This is a genomic window from Pseudomonas sp. LBUM1643 (genome assembly GCF_059716215.1).
Genome location: NZ_CP166813.1, coordinates 3,085,564 through 3,108,141 on the forward strand (window position 1 = coordinate 3,085,564; position 22,578 = coordinate 3,108,141).

At 59.9% G+C, this 22,578-nt stretch carries 13 protein-coding genes; 9 read left to right on the forward strand and 4 right to left on the reverse strand.

Annotation, left to right across the window (positions count from 1 at the left end; all coding sequences use genetic code 11):
* Positions 1-60: 60 nt before the first annotated feature.
* From ACA063_RS13945 to ACA063_RS13970, 6 genes are all read left to right on the forward strand, one after another.
* Positions 61-1,371 carry an MdtA/MuxA family multidrug efflux RND transporter periplasmic adaptor subunit gene (locus ACA063_RS13945; protein WP_497666343.1) on the forward strand — a complete coding sequence of 437 codons (1,311 nt, stop codon included), beginning with the start codon at positions 61-63 and terminating at the stop codon, positions 1,369-1,371.
* The gene (locus tag ACA063_RS13950; protein ID WP_497666344.1) at positions 1,368-4,472 is read left to right on the forward strand and encodes an MdtB/MuxB family multidrug efflux RND transporter permease subunit; all 3,105 of its coding nucleotides are present in this window, start codon (positions 1,368-1,370) and stop codon (positions 4,470-4,472) included. The genes ACA063_RS13945 and ACA063_RS13950 overlap by 4 nt, the downstream gene beginning before the upstream one ends.
* Positions 4,469-7,576, forward strand: coding sequence for an efflux RND transporter permease subunit (locus tag ACA063_RS13955; protein WP_497666345.1), 3,108 nt, complete (start codon positions 4,469-4,471; stop codon positions 7,574-7,576). The genes ACA063_RS13950 and ACA063_RS13955 overlap by 4 nt, the downstream gene beginning before the upstream one ends.
* The gene (locus ACA063_RS13960; protein ID WP_497666346.1) at positions 7,573-9,042 is read left to right on the forward strand and encodes an efflux transporter outer membrane subunit; all 1,470 of its coding nucleotides are present in this window, start codon (positions 7,573-7,575) and stop codon (positions 9,040-9,042) included. Before ACA063_RS13955 ends, ACA063_RS13960 begins: the two co-directional genes overlap by 4 nt.
* A gap of 299 nt (positions 9,043-9,341) precedes the next feature.
* The gene (locus ACA063_RS13965; protein ID WP_497666347.1) at positions 9,342-11,423 is read left to right on the forward strand and encodes a putative bifunctional diguanylate cyclase/phosphodiesterase; all 2,082 of its coding nucleotides are present in this window, start codon (positions 9,342-9,344) and stop codon (positions 11,421-11,423) included.
* 202 nt (positions 11,424-11,625) lie between these two features.
* Entirely contained in the window at positions 11,626-12,372 is a 747-nt protein-coding gene (locus ACA063_RS13970) for an SDR family oxidoreductase (protein WP_497666348.1), read from the forward strand.
* Positions 12,373-12,461: 89 nt separating this feature from the next.
* Here the strand turns inward: ACA063_RS13970 and mapR are convergent, their stop codons facing one another.
* The 3 genes from mapR to ACA063_RS13985 form a co-directional block, all read right to left on the reverse strand.
* Positions 12,462-13,871: a GntR family transcriptional regulator MpaR gene (gene mapR, locus ACA063_RS13975; RefSeq protein ID WP_497666349.1), complete on the reverse strand. Its 1,410-nt coding sequence runs from the start codon at positions 13,869-13,871 to the stop codon at positions 12,462-12,464.
* Between the two features lie 182 nt (positions 13,872-14,053).
* Positions 14,054-15,484 (reverse strand): cytochrome c oxidase accessory protein CcoG, encoded by a 1,431-nt coding sequence (gene ccoG / locus ACA063_RS13980; RefSeq protein ID WP_497666350.1) that lies wholly within the window; start codon positions 15,482-15,484, stop codon positions 14,054-14,056.
* 195 nt (positions 15,485-15,679) lie between these two features.
* Positions 15,680-15,913 carry a DUF3203 family protein gene (locus ACA063_RS13985; protein ID WP_497666351.1) on the reverse strand — a complete coding sequence of 78 codons (234 nt, stop codon included), beginning with the start codon at positions 15,911-15,913 and terminating at the stop codon, positions 15,680-15,682.
* A 123-nt stretch (positions 15,914-16,036) separates the two neighbouring features.
* Between ACA063_RS13985 and ACA063_RS13990 the strand changes: the two genes are divergently transcribed.
* Positions 16,037-16,540: an MgtC/SapB family protein gene (locus ACA063_RS13990; RefSeq protein ID WP_497666352.1), complete on the forward strand. Its 504-nt coding sequence runs from the start codon at positions 16,037-16,039 to the stop codon at positions 16,538-16,540.
* Positions 16,541-16,696: 156 nt separating this feature from the next.
* Here the strand turns inward: ACA063_RS13990 and ACA063_RS13995 are convergent, their stop codons facing one another.
* Positions 16,697-16,855: a hypothetical protein gene (locus ACA063_RS13995; RefSeq protein WP_194693208.1), complete on the reverse strand. Its 159-nt coding sequence runs from the start codon at positions 16,853-16,855 to the stop codon at positions 16,697-16,699.
* A 214-nt stretch (positions 16,856-17,069) separates the two neighbouring features.
* Between ACA063_RS13995 and ACA063_RS14000 the strand changes: the two genes are divergently transcribed.
* On the forward strand, positions 17,070-19,067 hold the full coding sequence (locus ACA063_RS14000) for an alpha-1,4-glucan--maltose-1-phosphate maltosyltransferase (protein WP_497666353.1): 1,998 nt from the start codon (positions 17,070-17,072) through the stop codon (positions 19,065-19,067).
* A 169-nt stretch (positions 19,068-19,236) separates the two neighbouring features.
* Complete coding sequence (gene treS, locus ACA063_RS14005; RefSeq protein ID WP_497666354.1) at positions 19,237-22,578, forward strand: maltose alpha-D-glucosyltransferase; 3,342 nt, start codon at positions 19,237-19,239, stop codon at positions 22,576-22,578.

Genomic DNA, 22,578 nt, shown 5'->3' on the forward strand with positions numbered 1-22,578 from the left:
TTGCTTAATACCCGCCAGTGCTTATCGTTCAGCCTCCCGTAAAAGAAGCCCACGCGCCCAATGGTTGATCATTCAATGCAATCCTCCTCCCGTAGTCCCCGTCGCTGGCTGTTCGGCCTGCTTGTCCTGTTGGTTGTCGCAGGCGTGTGCTGGAAATTCTGGCCGGCAGGCAGTGACCAAAAGGTGGCCGCAGAGCAGAAGGCCGCCGCCGGGCACACGGGTAAGTCAGGCGGAATGCGTCCCGGCTTCGGCGGGGCGACCGGACCGATTCCGGTGCGGGTGGCGCCTGCGGTCAAGGGCGATTTCCCGCTGTACTACAAGGCATTGGGCACGGTCACCGCGCTCAACACGATCAATGTGCGCAGTCGTGTCGGCGGCGAACTGATCAAGATTTCCTTCGAGGAAGGGCAGATGGTCAAGGCCGGCGATCTGCTGGCCGAGATTGATCCACGTCCGTACCAGAATGCCTTGTTGCAGGCTGAAGGCACTTTGCTGCAAAACCAGGCGCAGTTGAAAAACGCCCAGGTCGATGTCGAACGCTATCGTGGTCTGTTCCGCGAAGACAGTATCGCCAAACAGACTCTGGACACCGCCGAAGCACTGGTCGGCCAGTATCAGGGTACGGTCAAGACCAATCAGGCGGCGGTCAACGACGCCAAGCTCAATCTCGAATTCACCAGGATTCGTGCGCCAATCGCCGGCCGTGTTGGCCTGCGTCAACTGGATGTGGGTAATCTGGTGGCGGCCAATGACACCACCGCATTGGCGATCATCACGCAAACCCAACCCATCAGCGTTGCCTTCACCTTGCCCGAAAACAATTTGAGCGTGGTGCTGGAACGTTATCGCTCGGGGGCCAAATTGACTGCCGAAGCCTGGGACCGCGGCGACACCAAGTTGCAGGCCACCGGCGTGCTGCAGAGCCTCGATAACCAGATCGACGTCACTACCGGCACCCTGAAATTCAAGGCCCGTTACGATAACCGCGATCAAGCGTTGTTCCCCAACCAGTTCGTCAACATCCACTTGCTGGCCGACACCCTCAAGGGCGTCGTGCTTGCACCGTCGGCAGCGATTCAGTTCGGCACCAACGGCACCTTTGTCTACGCACTGGATGGCGACAAGAAAGTCACGATTCGCCAGTTGAAAGTGGGTGTCAGCGACGGTGACAACACGGTGATCACCGAAGGCCTTGCCGCTGGGGATCGCGTGGTCCTGGAAGGCACCGACCGCCTGAAGGAAGGCAGCGAAGTGGAAGTGGTCAACGACAGCAAGGACGTACCCGCCACGCCGACCGAACACCTGCAAGGCAAGTCCGCGGCCAGCACGCCTGACGCGACGGTCGACAAGGCGAAAAAGGGCGGCGCATGAACATCTCGCGGCTGTTTATCCTCCGCCCGGTAGCCACCACGCTGAGCATGCTGGCCATTATCCTGGCCGGCATCATTGCTTACCGGTTGCTGCCCGTGTCGGCATTGCCCCAGGTCGACTACCCGACCATACGGGTGATGACGCTCTATCCCGGCGCGAGTCCCGATGTGATGACCAGTGCCGTGACCGCACCGCTGGAACGTCAGTTCGGCCAGATGCCCGGCCTGACGCAGATGGCGTCGACCAGTTCCGGTGGGGCGTCGGTGCTGACCCTGCGTTTCAGCCTCGACATCAACATGGATGTCGCCGAGCAACAGGTACAAGCCGCGATCAACGCCGCCACCAACTTGCTGCCCAAGGACTTGCCAGCACCGCCGGTCTACAACAAGGTCAACCCGGCGGATACACCGGTACTGACCCTGGCCATCACCTCGAAGACCATGCTGTTGCCCAAGCTCAATGACCTGGTCGACACGCGCATGGCGCAGAAAATCGCCCAGATCAGCGGCGTCGGCATGGTCAGCATTGCCGGTGGCCAGCGTCAGGCGGTGCGGATCAAGGTCAACCCGGAGGCGCTCGCGGCCAATGGCTTGAACCTCTCCGATGTGCGCACCCTGATCGGCGCCTCGAACGTCAACCAGCCCAAGGGCAACTTCGACGGCCCGACCCGGGTGTCGATGCTCGATGCCAACGACCAGCTGACATCGCCCAAGGACTACGCCAACCTGATCCTCGCTTACGCCAACGGCGCGCCGTTGCGGCTCAAGGACGTAGCGGAAATCGTCGATGGTGCCGAGAACGAACGACTGGCCGCGTGGGCCAACGAAAACCAGGCGGTATTGCTGAATATCCAGCGCCAACCCGGCGCCAACGTCATCGAAGTGGTCGACCGGATCAAGGCGTTACTGCCGAGCATCACCGATAACCTGCCAGCGGGCCTCGAGGTCACGGTCCTGACCGACCGCACACAGACCATTCGTGCCTCGGTAACAGACGTACAGCATGAGTTGCTGATCGCCATCGCGCTGGTGGTGATGGTGACGTTCCTGTTCCTGCGACGGGTCAGTGCCACGATCATTCCGTCGGTGGCCGTGCCGCTGTCGCTGATCGGTACGTTCGGCGTGATGTACCTTGCCGGGTTCTCGGTCAATAACCTGACCTTGATGGCCCTGACCATTGCCACCGGTTTCGTGGTGGACGATGCGATCGTCATGCTGGAGAACATTTCCCGTTACATCGAAGAGGGCGAAACACCGCTGAATGCGGCGCTCAAGGGCGCCAAACAGATCGGTTTCACCCTGATTTCCCTGACGCTGTCGTTGATCGCCGTACTGATTCCGCTGCTGTTCATGGCGGACGTAGTAGGGCGCCTGTTCCGTGAATTCGCCATCACTCTGGCGGTGGCGATCCTGATCTCCCTGGTGGTGTCCCTGACCCTCACGCCGATGATGTGCGCGCGGTTGCTCAAACGTGAACCCAAGGAAGAAGAACAGGGCCGTTTCTATCGGGCCAGTGGTGCGGCCATCGACTGGATGATCGCGGCATACGGGCGCAAATTGCAGTGGGTGCTCAAGCATCAACCGCTGACGTTGCTGGTGGCCATCGGCACGCTCGCGTTGACCGTGTTCCTCTACCTGATCGTGCCAAAAGGCTTCTTCCCTGTGCAGGACACCGGGGTTATCCAGGGGATTTCCGAGGCGCCGCAGTCGATCTCCTTTGCGGCCATGAGCGAGCGTCAACAGGACCTCGCCAAAATCATTCTCGCGGACCCGGCGGTGCAAAGCCTGTCGTCGTACATCGGCGTCGACGGTGACAACGCCACGCTCAACAGCGGTCGCTTGCTGATCAACCTCAAGCCTCACAGCGCGCGGGATCTGAGCGCGACCGAAATCATCGCTCGCCTGCAGCCGGAAGTAGACAAACTGATCGGCATCAGGCTGTTCATGCAGCCGGTACAGGACCTGACCATCGAAGACCGGGTTAGTCGCACCCAGTATCAGTTCAGCATGTCGTCGCCGGATTCGGAGTTGCTGAGCCTGTGGAGCAACCGTCTGGTCGAGGCCCTGGCGCAACGACCAGAGCTGACAGACGTCGCCAGCGATCTGCAGGACAAGGGGTTGCAGGTTTACCTGGTGATCGACCGCGATGCCGCGTCGCGAGTCGGTGTTTCGGTTGCCAACATCACCGATGCCTTGTACGACGCGTTTGGACAGCGGCAGATTTCCACCATCTACACCCAGGCCAGCCAATACCGCGTAGTCCTTCAATCGCAGTCCGGCGAGAAAATCGGCCCGGACGCGCTGAACCAGATACACGTCAAGACCACCGATGGCGGCCAGGTACGCCTGTCGAGCCTGGCGCATATCGAAGAGCGTCAAGCGCAGTTGGCCATTACCCACATCGGCCAGTTCCCGGCGGTGATGATGTCTTTCAACCTGGCCCCTGGCGTCGCGCTGGGCCATGCGGTGGAGATCATCGAGCAGGTGCAGCAGGACATCGGCATGCCACTGGGCGTGCAGACGCAGTTCCAGGGTGCTGCCGAGGCCTTCCAGGCGTCGCTGTCGAGCACCTTGCTGCTGATCCTGGCGGCGGTGGTGACGATGTACATCGTGCTGGGCGTGCTTTACGAGAGCTACATCCACCCGATAACCATTCTCTCGACCTTGCCATCGGCCGCCGTCGGCGCCTTGCTGGCGTTGCTTTTGAGTGGTAATGACCTGGGGATGATCGCGATCATCGGTATCATTTTGCTCATCGGTATCGTGAAGAAGAACGCGATCATGATGATCGACTTCGCGCTCGACGCTGAACGCAATCAAGGCCTGGACCCGGAGACGGCGATCTATCAGGCCGCGCTATTGCGTTTCCGGCCGATCCTGATGACCACACTGGCGGCATTGTTCGGCGCCGTACCCTTGATGCTGGCCACCGGTTCCGGCGCGGAACTGCGTCAGCCACTGGGTCTGGTGATGGTGGGTGGTCTGCTGGTGAGTCAGGTGCTGACCCTGTTCACCACCCCGGTCATCTACCTGTATTTCGACCGTCTCGGCCGTCGCTGGGGCCACAAGTCCGAGCCTGTGGAAGCGGTAGAGCAGCCATGAACCTGTCCGGACCTTTCATCAAGCGGCCGGTCGCGACCATGCTCCTGAGCCTGGCGATCATGCTGCTGGGGGGCGTGAGCTTCGGCCTGTTGCCGGTGTCACCGCTTCCGCAAATGGACTTCCCGGTGATCGTGGTCCAGGCCAGCCTGCCCGGGGCGAGTCCGGAGGTAATGGCGTCGACCGTGGCCACACCGCTCGAACGTTCCTTTGGTGCGATTGCCGGTGTGAACACCATGAGCAGTCGCTCCAGTCAGGGTTCGACCCGGGTGATCCTGCAGTTTGACCTTGATCGCGATATCAATGGCGCGGCCCGTGAAGTGCAGGCGGCGATCAACGCGTCGCGCAACTTGCTGCCGAGCGGTATGCGCAGCATGCCGACCTACAAGAAGGTCAACCCGTCCCAGGCACCGATCATGGTGCTGTCGCTGACCTCCGATGTTCTGGAAAAGGGCCAGCTCTACGACCTGGCCTCGACCATTCTTTCCCAAAGCCTGTCCCAGGTGCAGGGCGTCGGTGAAGTGCAGATTGGCGGCAGTTCCCTGCCCGCGGTGCGTATCGAACTCGAACCCCAGGCGCTCAACCAATACGGCGTGGCGCTGGATGACGTACGTAACACCATCGCCAATGCCAACGTCCGTCGACCGAAGGGTTCGGTCGAGGACGGCCAGCGGTTGTGGCAGGTCCAGGCCAACGACCAGCTGGAAAAAGCCAAGGATTACGAGTCGCTGATCATTCACTACGCCGACGGTGCAGCCTTGCGCTTGAAGGACGTGGCCAAGGTCAGCGACGGCGTCGAAGATCGTTACAACAGCGGTTTCTTCAACGATGACGCCGCCGTTCTGCTGGTGATCAACCGTCAGGCCGGCGCCAACATCATTGAGACGGTCAACGAGATCAAGGCTCAGTTGCCGGCGCTGCAGGCCGTACTGCCGGCCAGCGTCAAACTGAACCTGGCGATGGATCGCTCGCCCGTCATCAAGGCCACGCTGCACGAAGCGGAAATGACCCTGCTGATTGCCGTGGCGCTGGTGATACTGGTTGTGTTCCTGTTTCTGGGTAATTTCCGCGCCTCGCTGATTCCGACGCTGGCGGTGCCGGTGTCGCTGGTGGGCACGTTTGCGGTGATGTACCTGTACGGGTTTTCGTTGAACAACCTGTCGCTGATGGCGTTGATTCTCGCCACCGGTCTCGTGGTGGACGATGCGATCGTGGTGCTGGAGAACATTTCCCGGCACATCGACGACGGCGTGCCGCCGATGAAAGCCGCGTACCTCGGGGCGCAGGAAGTCGGTTTTACCTTGCTGTCGATGAACGTCTCGCTGGTGGCGGTCTTCCTGTCGATCCTGTTCATGGGCGGGATCATCGAAAGTCTGTTCCGCGAGTTTTCCATCACGCTGGCTGCGTCCATCGTGGTGTCGCTGGTGGTTTCCCTGACGTTGACACCGATGCTCTGCGCTCGCTGGCTCAAGCCGCACACGCCGGGTCAGGAAAACCGGCTGCAACGCTGGAGTCGGCGTACCAACGAATGGATGGTTGGCAAATATGCGACCAGCCTCGACTGGGTACTTCGTCATCGACGCCTGACGTTGCTCAGCTTATTCGTGACAGTTGGGGTTAACATTGCGCTGTATATCGTTGTTCCTAAAACATTTATGCCTCAGCAGGATACCGGGCAGCTGATCGGTTTCGTCCGGGGCGACGACGGTTTGTCCTTCAGCGTGATGCAGCCGAAGATGGAAACATTCCGTCGCGCCGTGTTGAAGGATGAGGCGGTGGAAAGTGTGGCGGGCTTCATCGGCGGCAGTAACGGAACCAACAACGCGTTCATGCTGGTTCGATTGAAGCCGATCAAGGAACGCAACCTCTCCGCGCAGAAAGTCATCGAACGGCTGCGCAAAGAGATGCCCAAAGTCGCAGGTGCGCAGCTGATGCTCATGGCCGATCAGGACCTGCAGTTCGGCGGTGGCCGTGAACAGACCACGTCGCAGTACTCGTACATCCTGCAAAGTGCCGACCTGGGCGAGTTGCGCGAGTGGTACCCGAAAGTCGTCACAGCGCTCAAGGCCCTGCCGGAACTGACGGCGATCGACGCCCGCGAAGGCCGTGGCGCCCAGCAAGTGACGCTGATCGTTGATCGCGACCAGGCCAAGCGCCTGGGTGTCGACATGGACATGGTCACGTCGGTGCTCAATAACGCGTACAGCCAGCGGCAGATCTCGACGATTTACGACAGCCTCAACCAGTATCAGGTGGTGATGGAGGTCAATCCGAAATACGCCCAGGACCCGATCACCCTCAAGCAGGTTCAGGTGATCACCGCCGACGGCGCGCGGATTCCGTTGTCGACCATTGCCCATTACGAAGCCAGCCTGGAAGACGATCGTGTCAGCCACGAAGGTCAGTTCGCCTCCGAGAGCATTTCTTTCGACATGGCGGAAGGAACTACGGTTGAGCAGGGCACGGCCGCCATCGAGCGCGCAATCGCCCGACTGGGCATGCCGGAGGACGTGATCGTCAAAATGGCCGGTACCGCCGATGCTTTCGCCGCCACGCAAAAGAGTCAGCCCTGGATGATTCTCGGCGCGTTGGTCGCGGTGTACCTGGTGCTTGGCGTGCTCTATGAAAGCTACATTCATCCGCTGACCATTCTGTCGACCCTGCCGTCCGCCGGGGTGGGGGCGCTGCTGTCGATCTACGCGCTCGGGGGGGAATTCAGCCTGATCTCGTTGCTGGGGCTGTTCCTGCTGATCGGCGTGGTGAAGAAAAACGCCATCCTGATGATCGACCTCGCGTTGCAGCTTGAGCGACATCAAGGCATGACGCCGCTGGAATCCATTCGCAGCGCTTGCCTGCAACGGCTGCGACCGATCCTGATGACCACGCTGGCGGCAATTCTTGGCGCCTTGCCCTTGCTGCTCAGCCGCGCTGAAGGGGCGGAAATGCGCCAGCCATTGGGCCTGACGATTATCGGCGGGCTGATCTTCAGCCAGGTGCTGACTCTTTACACCACCCCGGTGGTTTACCTCTATCTCGACAAACTGCGCCATCGCTTCAACCACTGGCGTGGGGTGCGTACTGATGCTGCTCTGGAAACTCCGCTATGACTGACCGTTCGCTTTTCTCCCTGGCTGCCCCGGTGATCACGGCCCGAGGCTCGCGATTGTTGAGCCTGGCGCTGTGCGTGGGCATGCTCAGTGCCTGTGCCATCGGCCCGGATTATCAGCGCCCGCCAGCAGCGGCACCGGTGCAATACAAAGAAGCTGCCGGATGGCGGCAAGCCAATCCCAGTGATTCCCTGGCGCGAGGTGCCTGGTGGGAGTTGTACGGCGACCAGCACCTCAACGCACTGATCGAGAAACTCAACAGTGCCAACCAGACCGTGGCTCAATCCGAAGCCCAGTACCGTCAGGCCCAAGCCTTGGTGCGCAGCGCGCGCGGTGCGTTTTTCCCGACGGTGGACCTGACCGTTGGCAAGAACCGCTCCAGCCAGGGCACGGGGAGCAGCAGTTCGAGCCTGAGCAGTTCTTCCAGCGGTATTCGCGACACCTACTCGGCGCAGGCCGGTGTAAGTTGGGAGGCGGATGTCTGGGGCAAGCTGCGTCGTGGGCTTGAAGCTGACACCGCCAATGCCCAGGCGAGTTTTGCCGATCTGGCGGCGATGCGTTTGAGCCAACAGTCGGAGCTGGTGCAGAACTACCTGCAATTGCGGGTTATCGATGAGCAAAAGCGCCTGCTGGAAGCCACGGTCGAGGCCTATGAGCGCTCGCTGAAAATGACTGAGAACCAGTACCGTGCAGGCGTCTCCGGCAAGGATGCGGTGGCGCAGGCCCAGACTCAGCTCAAGAGCACCCAGGCTGACATGATCGACCTGATCTGGCAGCGGGCACAGTTCGAAAACGCCATTGCCGTACTGATCGGGTTGCCTCCGGCTGACTTCAGCCTGGCAGAATCCCGGAACATTCCGGTGTTGCCAGAGGTGCCGCTGACCTTGCCATCGCAATTGCTGGAACGGCGACCGGACATTGCTTCCGCCGAACGTTCAGTGATGGCGGCCAACGCCAACATCGGCGTGGCCAAGGCTGCCTATTACCCGGACCTGACGCTGAGCCTCAACGGCGGTTACAGCAGCAGTACTTCCTCCAACTGGTTCAGCGTACCGAACCGCTTCTGGTCGGTCGGCCCGCAACTGGCCATGACCCTGTTCGACGGCGGTCAACGCTCGGCTGAAGTCGACCGCAGCGAAGCGGCCTACGACGAAACCGTGGCCAAGTACCGCCAGACAGTGCTTGATGGCTTCCGTGAAGTGGAAAATTACCTGGTTCAGCTCAAGGTGCTGGAAAACGAATCCGCAGTGCGCCAGCAAGCGCTGGACGCAGCCCGCGAGTCGCTGCGCCTGACCCAGAACCAGTACAAGGCCGGTTTGATTGCCTACCTTGACGTGGTGGTGATTCAAGCCACGGCCCTGAACAACGAACGCAGCATGCTCGATCTGCTGCAGAGTCGTCTGATCGCCAGTGTGCAGTTGATCGCAGCGCTGGGCGGCGGGTGGGACGGGCATACCGAACCGTAGAACCTGTAGGACCTATAGAACCTGTAGAACCTGTAGGAGCTGTCGAGTGAAACGAGGCTGCGATCTTTTGATCTTGTCTTAAAAAAACAAAATCAAAAGATCGCAGCCTCGTTTCACTCGACAGCTCCTACAGTGAATTGGGTGCGGTTTAGAGCCTTCTCTGGCAATCAAACAAGCGTTTCATCGGACTGCTGGCATTTTGCTCATTTTGTGAGTGCGTTCCCATTTGGAATCAGTACAATCGCCACTTTTCAGCCTCCGAGAAGGGAAGCGGTACGGGGGGGATTCAGAGAAGCCACATGCTCATCGGAAGCTATTCGCCCACGCTGGTCGTCATTTCGCTTTTTGTAGCGATTCTCGCCTCTTACACCGCGCTCGACCTCACCGAACGTATTGCCACGGCCAAGGGCCGGGCCGTGCATTTATGGACGGTGGGTGGTGCACTGGCGATGGGCGTCGGGGTGTGGTCGATGCATTTCATCGGCATGCTCGCGTTCAAGCTGCCCATTGAGCTGGGTTACGACGTCACCCTCACGTCGCTGTCGCTGCTCATTGCAATCCTCTCTTGCGGCTTCGCCCTGTGGCTGGTCAGTCAACCCCGACTGCCCGCGTGGCAACTGCTGTTCGGCGCGTTGATCATGGGAGGCGGGATCAGCGCCATGCATTACACCGGCATGGCGGCGATGCACATGCAGCCGGGTATCGATTACGACCCCACTCTCTTCACGGCCTCGCTGCTGATCGCCGTCGGCGCATCGGGAGCGGCGTTGTGGATCGCCTTCCGATTGCGCCAGAACACCCCTTACGTCGCTCTGATCCGCTGTGGCGCGGCCATCATCATGGGCATCGCCATCGTCGGCATGCACTACACCGGGATGGCTGCGGCGCGTTTTCCGGACGGCAGTTTCTGCGGTGCGGCGGTCAACGGCCTGAACAGCAAGGGCCTCGACAACCTGGTGCTGATCACCACGCTGGCAGTGTTGAGCATTGCGTTGCTGACCTCGATTCTCGATGCGCGGATGGAAGCGCGCACAGCGAGTCTTGCCCGTTCGCTGACCGAAGCCAACCGCGAACTCACGCAATTGGCCCTGCATGATCCCCTGACCGGCCTGCCGAATCGGGTCTTGCTCGCCGACCGGATCGACCAGGCGATGCTGATGGTCCGCGAACAAGGCGGTTGCTTTGCGCTGATGTTTATCGATCTGGACGGTTTCAAACCGGTCAACGATGCGTTCGGCCACCATATGGGCGATCAGTTGTTACGCGAAGTCGCGGCTCGCCTGCGCGAGGACCTGCGCAGCCACGACACCCTGGCACGAATTGGTGGCGACGAATTTCTCCTGCTGGTGCAACTGGCCGAACAGAATGACGCGCTGAATCTGGCAGCACGGCAGGTCGGGTTGATCGGGCGTTCGTTTCGTGTCGCTGAACACGATTTGCAGATCTCCGCCAGCGTCGGCATTGCGATCTATCCGGGTAACGGCGAAACGGCTCAGGAGTTGCTGATGAATGCCGATGCCGCGATGTATCACGCCAAAGGCGCTGGGAAAAACGGCTACAGCTTCTTCGACGCGTCCATGAACAGCAACGCACGCAAACAGCTGCAATTGCTGCAAGACCTGCGTGCTGCCGTGGAACAACAGCAATTTAGTCTGTATTACCAACCCAAGTTCGACGCTGCCAATGGCCGGCCGGTCGGCGCCGAAGCGCTGCTGCGCTGGGTTCACCCGACTCAGGGTATGCTGTTGCCAGACAAGTTCATTGAGCTCGCGGAGAAGACCGGTCTGATCATTCCGATCGGTGAGTGGGTACTGAACGAAGCCTGCCGGCAGATGCGCGAGTGGTACGTGCTTGGTTACACCGAATGGCGCATCGCGGTGAACCTGTCGGCGCTGCAGTTCTGTCACGTCGGCCTGGTCCAGAGCGTGGCCACGGCCTTGGCCACCCACCATTTGCCCGCCAACAGCCTGACCCTGGAAATCACCGAGACCACGGCGATGAGCGACGCCGATGCGAGCATGACCGTGCTGCAGGCCTTGTCGGAAATGGGAGTCGACCTGTCCATCGATGATTTCGGTACTGGCTATTCAAGCCTGATGTACCTCAAGCGCCTGCCGGCCAATGAACTGAAGATCGACCGTGGATTTGTCCGCGATCTGGAACGCGACAGCGATGACGCGGCGATCGTATCGGCCATCGTTGCCTTGGGCCAGGCACTGGGTTTACGCATCGTTGCCGAAGGGGTGGAAACCGACATGCAGCAGGATTTCCTGACGCAGTTGGGGTGTGATTCGTTGCAGGGGTACCTGCTCGGACATCCGCTGCCGGCTGAGCGGTTCATGCTGGACATTGTTCGTGGAGAGCAGCTAGCAGCCGTTTGACGGCCACCTGTGGCGAGCGAGCGAGCTTGCTCGCGCTGGGCCGCGCAGCAGCCCCCCTTATCCCATAGAAACGGGGCCTGCTGCGCAGTCCAGCGGGAGTAAACTCCCTCGCCACAAAGGCGGCACGCTTACCATGCAAATCCTGCGAATGCCGGTTATTCTTGGCCCCGACTGCTTAAGCTTGCAAATGGGGAAAGACAGCATGGACAAAGTCATCGTCATCACCGGTGGTAGCCGAGGCATCGGCGCCGCGACAGCACTCCTGGCTGCCGAACAGGGCTACCGGATCTGCATCAACTATCAGGCTGACGAAGAAGCAGCGCATAACGTGCTCGAACAGGTGCGCGCCCTCGGTGCTCAAGCCATCGCGGTACGCGCCGACGTCAGCATCGAAGATGAAGTGATCGGCCTCTTTCATCGGGTGGACAACGAGCTGGGCCGGGTCACCGCACTGGTGAACAACGCCGGTACTGTCGGGCACAAATCCCGGGTCGATGAAATGTCCGAATTTCGCATTCTCAAAATTCTCAAGACCAACGTCATGGCGCCGATCCTCTGCGCCAAGCACGCGATCCTGCGCATGTCGCCCAAACATGGCGGGCAGGGCGGCAGCATCGTTAATGTATCGTCGGTGGCCTCGCGCCTGGGCTCGCCTAACGAATACGTTGATTACGCCGCTTCCAAAGGTGCGCTGGACAGCTTTACCATCGGCCTGTCCAAGGAAGTGGCGGGTGAGGGGATTCGCGTGAATGCCGTACGCCCCGGCTATATCTTCACCGACTTCCATGCGCTGAGTGGCGACCCGGATCGAGTCAGCAAACTGGAGTCGGGCATTCCAATGGCTCGCGGCGGACGGCCGGATGAAGTGGCGGAGGCGATTGTGTGGTTGCTGTCGGACAAGGCTTCGTATGCGACGGGGACGTTTGTTGATCTGGGCGGCGGGCGGTAAGTCCTGAAGATCAAAGATCGCAGCCTTCGGCAGCTCCTACAGGTACTCAATACCCTGTAGGAGCTGACGCAGGCTGCGATCTTTTGATGTTAAAACGACCGCACGATCCGCCCCAACGTTTCCATCGCCTTCTCGGCCGCTTCATCCCAAGGGCTGCCATAGTTCAGCCGGATGCAATTCCTGAAGCGCTGGGTCGGTGAAAATATCGGCCCCGGCGCAATGCTGATGCCTTGCGCCAGCGCCATCTGAAACAACTTCAAAGAATCCATCTGCGCCGGCAGTTCCAACCAGAGAAAGTACCCGCCGGCGGGCTGACTGACCCGTGTCTGCGCCGGGAAATAACGGGCAATGGCGGCGAGCATCGCGCTTTGCTGTTCCTCCAGGGCATAGCGCAATTTGCGCAGATGCCGGTCGTAACCCCCATGTTGCAGGTAATCGGCAATTGCCGCCTGGGCGGGCATCGACGCACACAGCGACGTCATGAGTTTCAGCCGTTCGATTTTCTGCGCGTAACGCCCGGCCGCGACCCAGCCTATGCGATAACCGGGTGCGAGGCTTTTGGCGAAGGAGCCGCAGTGCATCACCAGGCCCTCGGTATCAAACGCTTTGGCCGGCTTCGGCGCGTGTTGGCCGTAATACAGTTCGGCGTAGACATCGTCCTCGATCAACGGCACCTGATGTCGGCGCAGCAACTCCACCATTTCCTGTTTCTTCGCCTCGGGCATGGTCGCGCCCATGGGGTTCTGGAAACTGGTCATGCACCAGCACACCTTGATTGGATGCCGTTCCAGGGTCTGCGCAAGGACGCCGAGGTCGATGCCGTCGCGCGGGTGCACGGGAATTTCCACCGCTTTGAGTTTCAGGCGTTCAAGGATCTGCAGGCACGCGTAGAACGCCGGCGCTTCGATGGCTACCAGGTCGCCGGGCTCGGTAACGGCTTGCAGGCACAGGTTCAAGGCTTCCAGGGCGCCATTGGTGATCAGCAGTTCTTCCATGGGCAGCATCAGGCCGCCGACCATGTAGCGCAACGCGATCTGACGGCGCAGGTGCGGATTGCCCGGCGACATGTCGGTGACCACCATGCGCGGGTCCATGTCCCGCGCCGCACTGGACAGGGAGCGTGATAACCGTTGCAGCGGAAACAGCGCCGGGCTGGGGAATGCCGAGCCAAAGGGCACGGTGTTCGGGTCTTTGATCGAGTCGAGCACCGAGAACACCAGTTCGCTGACGTCGACTTCGGTGGATTCGTTGACCTGACTGCTGATCACCGGCTCGGAAAACGGGCTTGGTGCATGGGCGTTGACGAAGTAGCCAGAGCGCGGCCGGGCGCGGATAAGGCCGCGGCGCTCCAGCAGGTAGTACGCCTGGAACACCGTCGACGGGCTGACACCATGGGTCTGGCTGGCGTAGCGCACCGAAGGCACCCGTTGGCCGGGGCCGAGAACGCCGGAGCGGATCAGTTCAGCGATGTCGTCGGCGAATTTTTCGTAGCGTTTCATCGAATGCCCGAATTGAAATTGTTCATATGACCCGGTCCTTTGTGGCGAGGGAGCTTGCTCCCGCTCGGCCGCGCAGCAGTCGCAAAAATGAGGGGTGTTGCCAATATATTTTGGGCTGCTTCGCAACCCAGCGGGAGTGAACTCCCTCGCCACAGGGGATCGTGCGTCTGCATGTTAAGGGATCACCGATTCATCGGCGCTACAAACCGGCTTTTGGCCACGCTATAAATCTGCGGTTCATCGCTGTCGACAATCTTGAAGCTGATGCTCTGCGAACTGCTGCTCGGGCGTTCTGTCGTCATCGCCACCGATACCGGCACATCAACGATCTCGCCGGGCGCCAGGCTCAGTTCGGTCTTGCCCTGGAGCTGGAAACCATCGCCATCGACCAGGGTCAGCCGGTAATCCTGACGCTGCTGGGTCTTGTTGATCACCTTCAAGCTGTAGATGTTCTCGATCTGACCCTGGCTGTTTTCACGGAACAGGCCCCGGTCTTTGCTCACATCCAGCGATACCATCGGCCGCTCGACCAGCGCGAGGGCGAGGGCGCCGATCATCACCAGCAGCACCGCCGTGTAGCCGATCAACCTGGGGCGCAACAAGTGCGTCTTGCCGCCTTGCAACTCGTGCTCGGAGGTATAGCTGATCAGTCCACGGGCATAGCCCATTTTGTCCATGATCGAATCACAGGCGTCGATGCACGCCGCGCAGCCAATGCACTCCATCTGCAAGCCATCGCGGATGTCGATGCCGGTCGGGCAGACCTGCACGCACACCTGGCAGTCGATGCAATCGCCCAGGCCGACGTCGGCAGGTTTGACTTCACGTTTGCGCGGGCCACGGTTTTCGCCGCGAGCGACGTCGTAGGAAATGGTCAGGGTGTCCTTGTCGAACATCACGCTCTGGAACCGCGCATACGGGCACATGTGCATGCACACGGCTTCACGCAACCAGCCGGCGTTGATGTAGGTGGCACCGGTGAAGAACAGCACCCAGAACAGGCTGACACCGGCCATTTGCAGCGTCAGGAGCTCTTCGGCCAGTGGCCGGATCGGGGTGAAGTAACCGACAAATGTCAGGCCCGTGAGCAGGCTGATCGCCAGCCACAGCGTGTGCTTGGCCGAGCGGCGCATGAGTTTGTTCAGCGTCCAGGGAGCGGCTTGCAGTTTGATCCGCTGGTTGCGTTCGCCTTCGGTGATCTTCTCGCACCACATGAAGATCCAGGTCCAGGAGCTCTGCGGGCAGGTGTAGCCGCACCACACCCGGCCAGCAAACACGGTGATTGCGAACAGGCCGAACGCAGCAATGATCAGCAGCGCTGACAGCAGGATGAAATCCTGGGGCCAGAAGGTCGCGCCAAAAATGTGGAATTTGCTTTCGGACAGGTCCCACAGCACCGCCTGGCGGCCACCCCAGTTCAACCACACCGTGCCAAAGAACAGCAGGAACAGAAAACCGGCACCGGTCAATCGCAGGTTGCGAAACAGGCCGGTAAAGCTGCGGGTGTGGATCAGGTTGTCGCTGGACCGGGCCTTCATCTTTGGACGCGAAGGCTCATAGGTCTGTACAGGCGGGATGCTTTCTACGGTTCGGACGGGAATTCTTTCGCTCATGGTCTTTCGCTCATCAGCCTCCATCAGGCCGGAGCACTATGAGCGTCGATCTGTTTGCATAACAGACTCAGGTATCGCAATAAAAAGCGGATCAGATGAGCCCTGATCCGCTCCCTGCGACAAGTTGAAGCATCCGCCACAGCGGGACATCGACGCCTATATCAGCCGTCTGTGAGCGTTGTTGATCAGCGTCAGCTAAATCACCGAATCACTGTCGGTCGCCTTCAAATGCTTACGACCATCCACTGCGCCTGCTACGGTCAATGCGTCGGCTTCTGCTTCGGTGATGTAAATGCGCTGGCCATTGAGCTCCACCGCCGACATGGCTTTGTCGGAGTCGGTGATCACGGTGACGTCGGGGCACAGGCGAATTTCCTCGCCGTTCTCGAGGGTGAAGAAGCAAGTCTGATTTTCGATGCGCACGGTCATGGTGATGTCCTTTTTTCTGCGGGGGTTCTCTAGCATTAGGGCGTCAGTCGTCGGCATCGTTCGGTGCAACCGATTAATGGTCGGCGCGGTCCATCGTCTAGACCAATTCACAAGGACAGCCGCATGAACGCGTGGTGGCATGAAGTATGGGTGACCCTGCAAGCGGAATTCGCCGACATTGGCGACGCCGCACAATTGACACGAATTACCGTGAGACTGGTGATTGCTGCGCTGTTGGGCGGCATTCTCGGGTTTGAACGCGAGCACAAGGGCAAGGCCGCCGGGGTTCGCACCCACATGCTGGTGGCCTTGGGCGCGGCACTGTTTGTGTTGGTACCGCAGATGTCCGGTTCTCAGGCCGACGCGATGAGCCGGGTGGTGCAGGGGGTGATTGCCGGGATCGGTTTTCTGGGCGCCGGCACCATCCTGAAAAACACCGAAGGCGAGGAAGGCCACGTCAAGGGCCTGACTACCGCCGCCGGGTTGTGGATGACCGCTGCGATCGGGGTGGCCGCGGGGATGGGGCGTGAATCCACAGCGGTGCTCAGTACGTTATTGGCGTTGGCGATCTTCAGCGTAATGCCGAGGATCGTGAAGCTGCTGGATAAGGACCGTGATGAGCCGTAGGACGTTGTGGCCTTGTAGGACCCTGTAGGAGCTGTCGAGTGAAACGAGGCTGCGATCTTTTGATCTTGCGTTTAAAAAAAACAAAATCAAAAGATCGCAGCCTCGTTTCACTCGACAGCTCCTACAGGAGTTACAGGAGTTACAGGAGTTACAGGTTCAGACAATCACAGGCGGCATGGTCTCTGGCGGATCTTCCCGAGGTGGCGGGGTGGTTCCAGGCGGTTCTTGTTCGGGAACTGGCTCAGGCTCGGTCGGTGGGATCGTCGGATTGTCGATGTTCGGATCGGGCGTTTCAGCAGGGATTGGAATATTCATCGTTCAAGCTCCAGTGGCACATGGCGTGAGTCGTGCTTAAGTCTGTTGACCACCGGACAAATGATTTGATTCCCGTAAACACCCATGCGAATCAGCGTGAACTTTAGCGGCGCAGGTCGCTCGGAACTTAGTGAGTTCATTTCAGGGCTGAGCGCTTTGCGCGAACGTCGACCCAGCACAAGAGCGTCCATGGGGCGTAAAGGAGAGATGCTCGATGACGATCGAAAAACCTAACGAGCTGAGTTACAACCCGCACATTCCGCTGTCGCAGGCTTTGCTACTGCCGCGTATTGCCATTGAAGACACCATGCCGACCCTTGATGGCGGCCAGTTCGCGGTCAAGGCCGTCGTCGGGCAGGACGTGGTGGTGACCAGCAAGGTATTTGCCGACGGTCACGACAAGATGGCCGTGCGGGTGCGCTGGCGTGCTGAAGGCGATGAGCAGTGGCACTCAGCGGTCATGGGCGAGCTTGGCAATAACGGCTGGCAAGGCCAGTTTCGCGTGGAACGCCAGGGCCGTTACGTCTATTGCATCGAGGCCTGGATCGACCAGTTCGCCAGCTTCTGTTACGAGCTGGAAAAAAAGCACACCGCACGGGTGCCGGTCAGCCTTGAGCTGCAGGAAGGTCGTACGCACGTTCAACAAGCAGCCGAACGCTCGGAAGGACAACTGAGCGAAGCGCTGGCCGCCTTGCATCATGAACTGTCCGGTCTGCTCGAAACCGAGCAGGTCGCCCTGTTTCTGCACCAACGTAGCGCCGACCTGATGGCCCAGGCCGATCACCGTGCTTTCGTCAGCCTCAGCCCGGAATACCCGCTGGACGTTGAGCGCGAATTGGCGCAGTTCGCCAGTTGGTATGAATTGTTCCCCCGTTCGATCACTGACGATCCGGCACGCCATGGCACCTTTAATGACGTGCATTCGCGGCTGCCGATGATTCAGGACATGGGGTTTGACGTGCTGTACTTCCCGCCGATCCACCCCATCGGCCGCAGCCACCGCAAAGGCCCGAACAACTCCCTGACCGCCGGGCCCAACGATCCGGGCAGCCCGTACGCCATCGGCAGCGCCGAAGGGGGGCACGAAGCCATTCATTCGGAACTGGGTACCCGCGAAGATTTCCGTCGGCTGGTCGCCGCGGCGGCGGATCACGGGCTGGAGATTGCCCTCGATTTCGCGATCCAGTGCTCCCAGGATCACCCGTGGCTCCAGCAGCATCCGGGCTGGTTCAACTGGCGTCCGGACGGCACGATCAAGTACGCCGAGAACCCGCCGAAAAAATACCAGGACATCGTCAACGTCGACTTCTATGCCGCTGACGCGATCCCGAGCCTGTGGGTCGAACTGCGAGACATTGTGGTGGGTTGGGTCGAGGAGGGCGTGAAGATCTTCCGCGTCGATAACCCGCACACCAAACCGCTGCCGTTCTGGCAATGGTTGATTGCAGACGTGAGAGCGCTGTACCCGGAAGTGATTTTCCTCGCAGAAGCTTTCACCACCCCGGCGATGATGGCGCGGTTGGGCAAGGTCGGCTACTCCCAGAGCTACACCTATTTCACCTGGCGCAACACCAAGTACGAGCTGTCGACCTATCTGACCGAGCTCAACGAGTCGCCGTGGCGCGAGTGCTACCGGCCAAACTTCTTCGTCAACACGCCAGACATCAATCCGGCGTTCCTGCACGAATCCGGTCGCGCCGGTTTCCTCATCCGCGCAGCGCTGGCGACCATGGGCTCCGGTCTGTGGGGCATGTACTCGGGCTTCGAGCTGTGTGAATCGGCACCTGTGCCGGGCAAAGAGGAATACCTCAACTCCGAGAAGTATGAGATCCGTCCGCGGGACTTCAATGCGCCCGGCAACATCATTGCCGAAATTGCCCAACTCAACCGGATTCGCCGGCAGAACCCGGCGCTGCAGACGCACCTGGGCTTGAAGATCTACAACGCCTGGAACGACAACATTCTGTACTTCGGCAAACGCAGTGCTGACGGCAGCAATTTCATTCTGGTGGCGGTGAATCTTGATCCGCATAACGTGCAGGAAGCGAACTTCGAGCTGCCGCTGTGGGAGATGGGTTTGCCCGACGACGCCCATACCCAGGGTGAGGACTTGATGAGTGGCCATCGCTGGACCTGGTACGGCAAGTATCAGTTCATGCGCATCGACCCGGCGCACCAGCCGTTCGGGATTTGGCGGATTTCTACGTCGTAACTACACCGCCGCACCCCTGTAGGAGCTGTCGAGTGCAACGAGGCTGCGATCTTTTGATCTTTAAAGTCAAAGTCAAAAGATCGCAGCCTGCGGCAGCTCCTACAGGGTAGGCCGGTGTATTGCGGGTGCTGCGCTCAAGTGGCTTTAATGAATTGAACAGGAGTTTCAAATGGCGAAGAAACCCAAGGCAGCCACTTTTATCAAGGACCCGCTCTGGTACAAGGATGCGGTGATCTACCAGGTACACGTTAAGTCTTTTTTCGACTCCAACAATGACGGGATCGGCGACTTTCCCGGCCTCATAGCCAAACTTGATTACATTGCCGACCTCGGCGTCAACACCATCTGGCTCCTGCCGTTCTACCCGTCCCCTCGGCGCGACGATGGCTATGACATCGCCGAGTACCGTGGCGTGCACCCCGACTACGGCACCATGGCCGATGCCAGGCGGTTCATCTCCGAGGCCCATGAACGCGGTCTGCGGGTGATCACCGAACTGGTCATCAACCACACATCCGACCAGCACGCCTGGTTCCAGCGCGCCCGCAAAGCCAAGAAAGGTTCGGCGGCCCGGGACTTTTATGTGTGGTCGGATGACGATCAAAAGTACGACGAAACCCGCATCATCTTTCTCGACACCGAGAAGTCCAACTGGACCTGGGACCCCGTGGCTGGCCAGTATTTCTGGCACCGGTTCTATTCCCACCAGCCAGACCTGAATTTCGACAATCCGCAAGTCATGAAAGCTGTGCTGTCCGTGATGCGTTACTGGCTGGACATGGGCATCGATGGCCTGCGCCTGGATGCCATTCCTTACCTGATCGAGCGCGACGGCACCAACAACGAGAACCTGCCCGAGACCCACGACGTCCTCAAGCAGATCCGCGCCGAGATCGACGCCAACTACCCGGACCGCATGTTGCTGGCCGAGGCCAACCAATGGCCGGAAGACACGCAGTTGTACTTCGGTGACACCGACGCTGAAGGCCAGAATGGCGACGAATGCCACATGGCGTTCCACTTCCCGTTGATGCCGCGCATGTACATGGCGCTGGCCCAGGAAGACCGTTTCCCGATCACCGATATCCTGCGCCAGACCCCGGAAATTCCGGCCAATTGCCAATGGGCGATTTTCCTGCGTAACCACGATGAACTGACGCTGGAGATGGTCACTGACAAAGAGCGTGACTACCTGTGGAACTACTACGCCGCCGACCGTCGGGCGCGGATCAACCTGGGTATCCGCCGACGCCTGGCGCCGCTGATGGAACGCGACCGTCGTCGCGTGGAGCTGCTGAACAGCCTGTTGTTGTCGATGCCTGGCACGCCGACCTTGTACTACGGCGATGAAATCGGCATGGGCGACAACATTTACCTCGGCGACCGCGACGGCGTACGCACGCCCATGCAATGGTCGATCGACCGCAACGGCGGCTTCTCCCGCGCCGACCCGGCCAGCCTGGTGTTGCCGCCGATCATGGACCCGCAATACGGCTATCTGTCGGTCAACGTTGAAACCCAGGCCGGCGACCCGCATTCGCTGCTGAACTGGACCCGCCGCATGCTGGCTGTGCGCAAGCAGTCCAAGGCGTTTGGTCGCGGCACGTTGAAAATGCTCTCGCCCAGCAACCGGCGGATCCTGGCTTACACCCGTGAATTCACCGGGGAGGATGGCAAGCACGAAATCATCCTCTGTGTGGCCAACGTTTCGCGCAGTGCGCAAGCGGCGGAACTGGACCTGTCGGCCTACGTCGGCATGGTGCCGGTGGAGATGCTGGGCGGTAATGCCTTCCCGCCGATTGGCCAGCTGAATTTCCTGTTGACCCTGGCCCCTTACGGCTTCTATTGGTTCGGCCTGGCCGCGGAGAATCAGATGCCCAGCTGGCACGTCGAACCGGCGCAAAGCCTGCCGGACTTCACCACACTGGTGCTCAAACACCGCATGGAAGAGTTGCTCGACGCGCCGACCCGCGACACCCTGGAGCGAGGGATTCTGCCGAACTGGCTGCAAAACCGTCGCTGGTTTGCCGGTAAAGATGCCGCCATCGATCAGGTCAGGCTGGCCTACGGCGTGCGCTTCGGCGATGCCCAGCACCCGGTGTTGCTCAGCGAAATCGATGTCACCAGCAACGGCCAGACCAGCCGCTACCAACTGCCGTTCGGCTTTATCGCCGAAGATCAGGTCGGGCCTGCATTGCCGCAACAGTTGGCACTGGCTCGGGTAAGACGTGGGCGTCAGGTCGGCGTCATCACGGATGCATTCGCCCTGGAGAACTTCATTCGTGCGGTCCTGCAAGGTATGCAGAACAACTCGGTATTGCCCTCGGAAGCCGGCGAGATCCGCTTCGAACCGACCCCCGAATTGGCCAAGCTGGGACTCAACACAGAGTCCGAGGTGCGTTACCTGTCTGCCGAGCAATCCAACAGTTCGGTGGTGGTTGGCAAGAGCCTGGTGCTCAAGCTGATTCGTAAAATCGCCTCCGGCGTGCACCCGGAACTGGAGATGAGCGCTTACCTGACCAAGGCTGGCTTCAGCAATATTTCGCCGCTGCTGGGTTCGGTGATTCGCCGTGATACGCAGGGTGAAGACACGCTGCTGATGATCGCCCAAGGCTTTTTGAGCAATCAGGGCGACGCCTGGGAATGGACCCAGAACAACCTCGAACGGGCATTGCGCGACGAACTGGCGGAAGCCATCTCCGAGCAGGAGCAACATTACAACGCGCTCGGGGAGCTGAAAGATTTCGCCGGCATGCTGGGTCAGCGATTAGGCGAAATGCATCAGGTGCTGGCAGCGTCCACCGATGACCCGGACTTCGCACCGCACATCACCACGCAGAAAGAAGCCCTCGCATCGGCCAAGGATGTCGCGGCCCAAGTTGAGCACTCACTGAAGTTGCTCAAGGAGCATCAAAACGAACTGAACCCCGAAGACCAAGCGCTGGTCAGTCGTTTACTGGACAACAAAAAGGCGATCCTGAGTCATGTTCAGGACCTGGGTAAAAAGTCGGCCGGTGGTTTGCGCATCCGAGTCCACGGCGATTTGCATTTGGGTCAGGTTCTGGTGATCAAGGGCGATGCATACCTGATCGACTTTGAAGGCGAGCCGGCGCGGCCATTGCATGAACGACGGGGCAAGCACAGTCCATATAAAGACGTCAGCGGCGTGTTGCGCTCATTTGATTACGCAGCGGCGATGACGATCAATGTGCACAACGTCGACAACACCGAAACTGCGCAAGCTGCGCGCACGCGGGTTGCCGATCGTTATTTGAGTGAGGCAAAAATCGCATTTATCGACGCCTATCGGCGAGCGGCAGCTAGTCTTGCTCATGCGTGGCAAGATCCTGAAGGCGAGGATGCTGCGCTGGCGTTGTTCGGTCTGGAAAAGGCCGCGTACGAGGTGGCCTATGAGGCTGAGAATCGCCCGACCTGGCTGCCCGTGCCGTTGCATGGTTTATATGGATTATTGAGTGGGCTTAAACCCTTTTCCGATCTTGGTGGAGAGTAG

Coding starts and splice junctions, on each gene's coding strand:
- ACA063_RS13945 (WP_497666343.1), top strand. CDS start 61: ATGGTTGATCATTCAATGCAATCCTCCTCCCGTAGTCCCCGTCGCTGG.
- ACA063_RS13950 (WP_497666344.1), top strand. CDS start 1,368: ATGAACATCTCGCGGCTGTTTATCCTCCGCCCGGTAGCCACCACGCTG.
- ACA063_RS13955 (WP_497666345.1), top strand. CDS start 4,469: ATGAACCTGTCCGGACCTTTCATCAAGCGGCCGGTCGCGACCATGCTC.
- ACA063_RS13960 (WP_497666346.1), top strand. CDS start 7,573: ATGACTGACCGTTCGCTTTTCTCCCTGGCTGCCCCGGTGATCACGGCC.
- ACA063_RS13965 (WP_497666347.1), top strand. CDS start 9,342: ATGCTCATCGGAAGCTATTCGCCCACGCTGGTCGTCATTTCGCTTTTT.
- ACA063_RS13970 (WP_497666348.1), top strand. CDS start 11,626: ATGGACAAAGTCATCGTCATCACCGGTGGTAGCCGAGGCATCGGCGCC.
- mapR (WP_497666349.1), bottom strand. CDS start 13,871: ATGAAACGCTACGAAAAATTCGCCGACGACATCGCTGAACTGATCCGC.
- ccoG (WP_497666350.1), bottom strand. CDS start 15,484: ATGAGCGAAAGAATTCCCGTCCGAACCGTAGAAAGCATCCCGCCTGTA.
- ACA063_RS13985 (WP_497666351.1), bottom strand. CDS start 15,913: ATGACCGTGCGCATCGAAAATCAGACTTGCTTCTTCACCCTCGAGAAC.
- ACA063_RS13990 (WP_497666352.1), top strand. CDS start 16,037: ATGAACGCGTGGTGGCATGAAGTATGGGTGACCCTGCAAGCGGAATTC.
- ACA063_RS13995 (WP_194693208.1), bottom strand. CDS start 16,855: ATGAATATTCCAATCCCTGCTGAAACGCCCGATCCGAACATCGACAAT.
- ACA063_RS14000 (WP_497666353.1), top strand. CDS start 17,070: ATGACGATCGAAAAACCTAACGAGCTGAGTTACAACCCGCACATTCCG.
- treS (WP_497666354.1), top strand. CDS start 19,237: ATGGCGAAGAAACCCAAGGCAGCCACTTTTATCAAGGACCCGCTCTGG.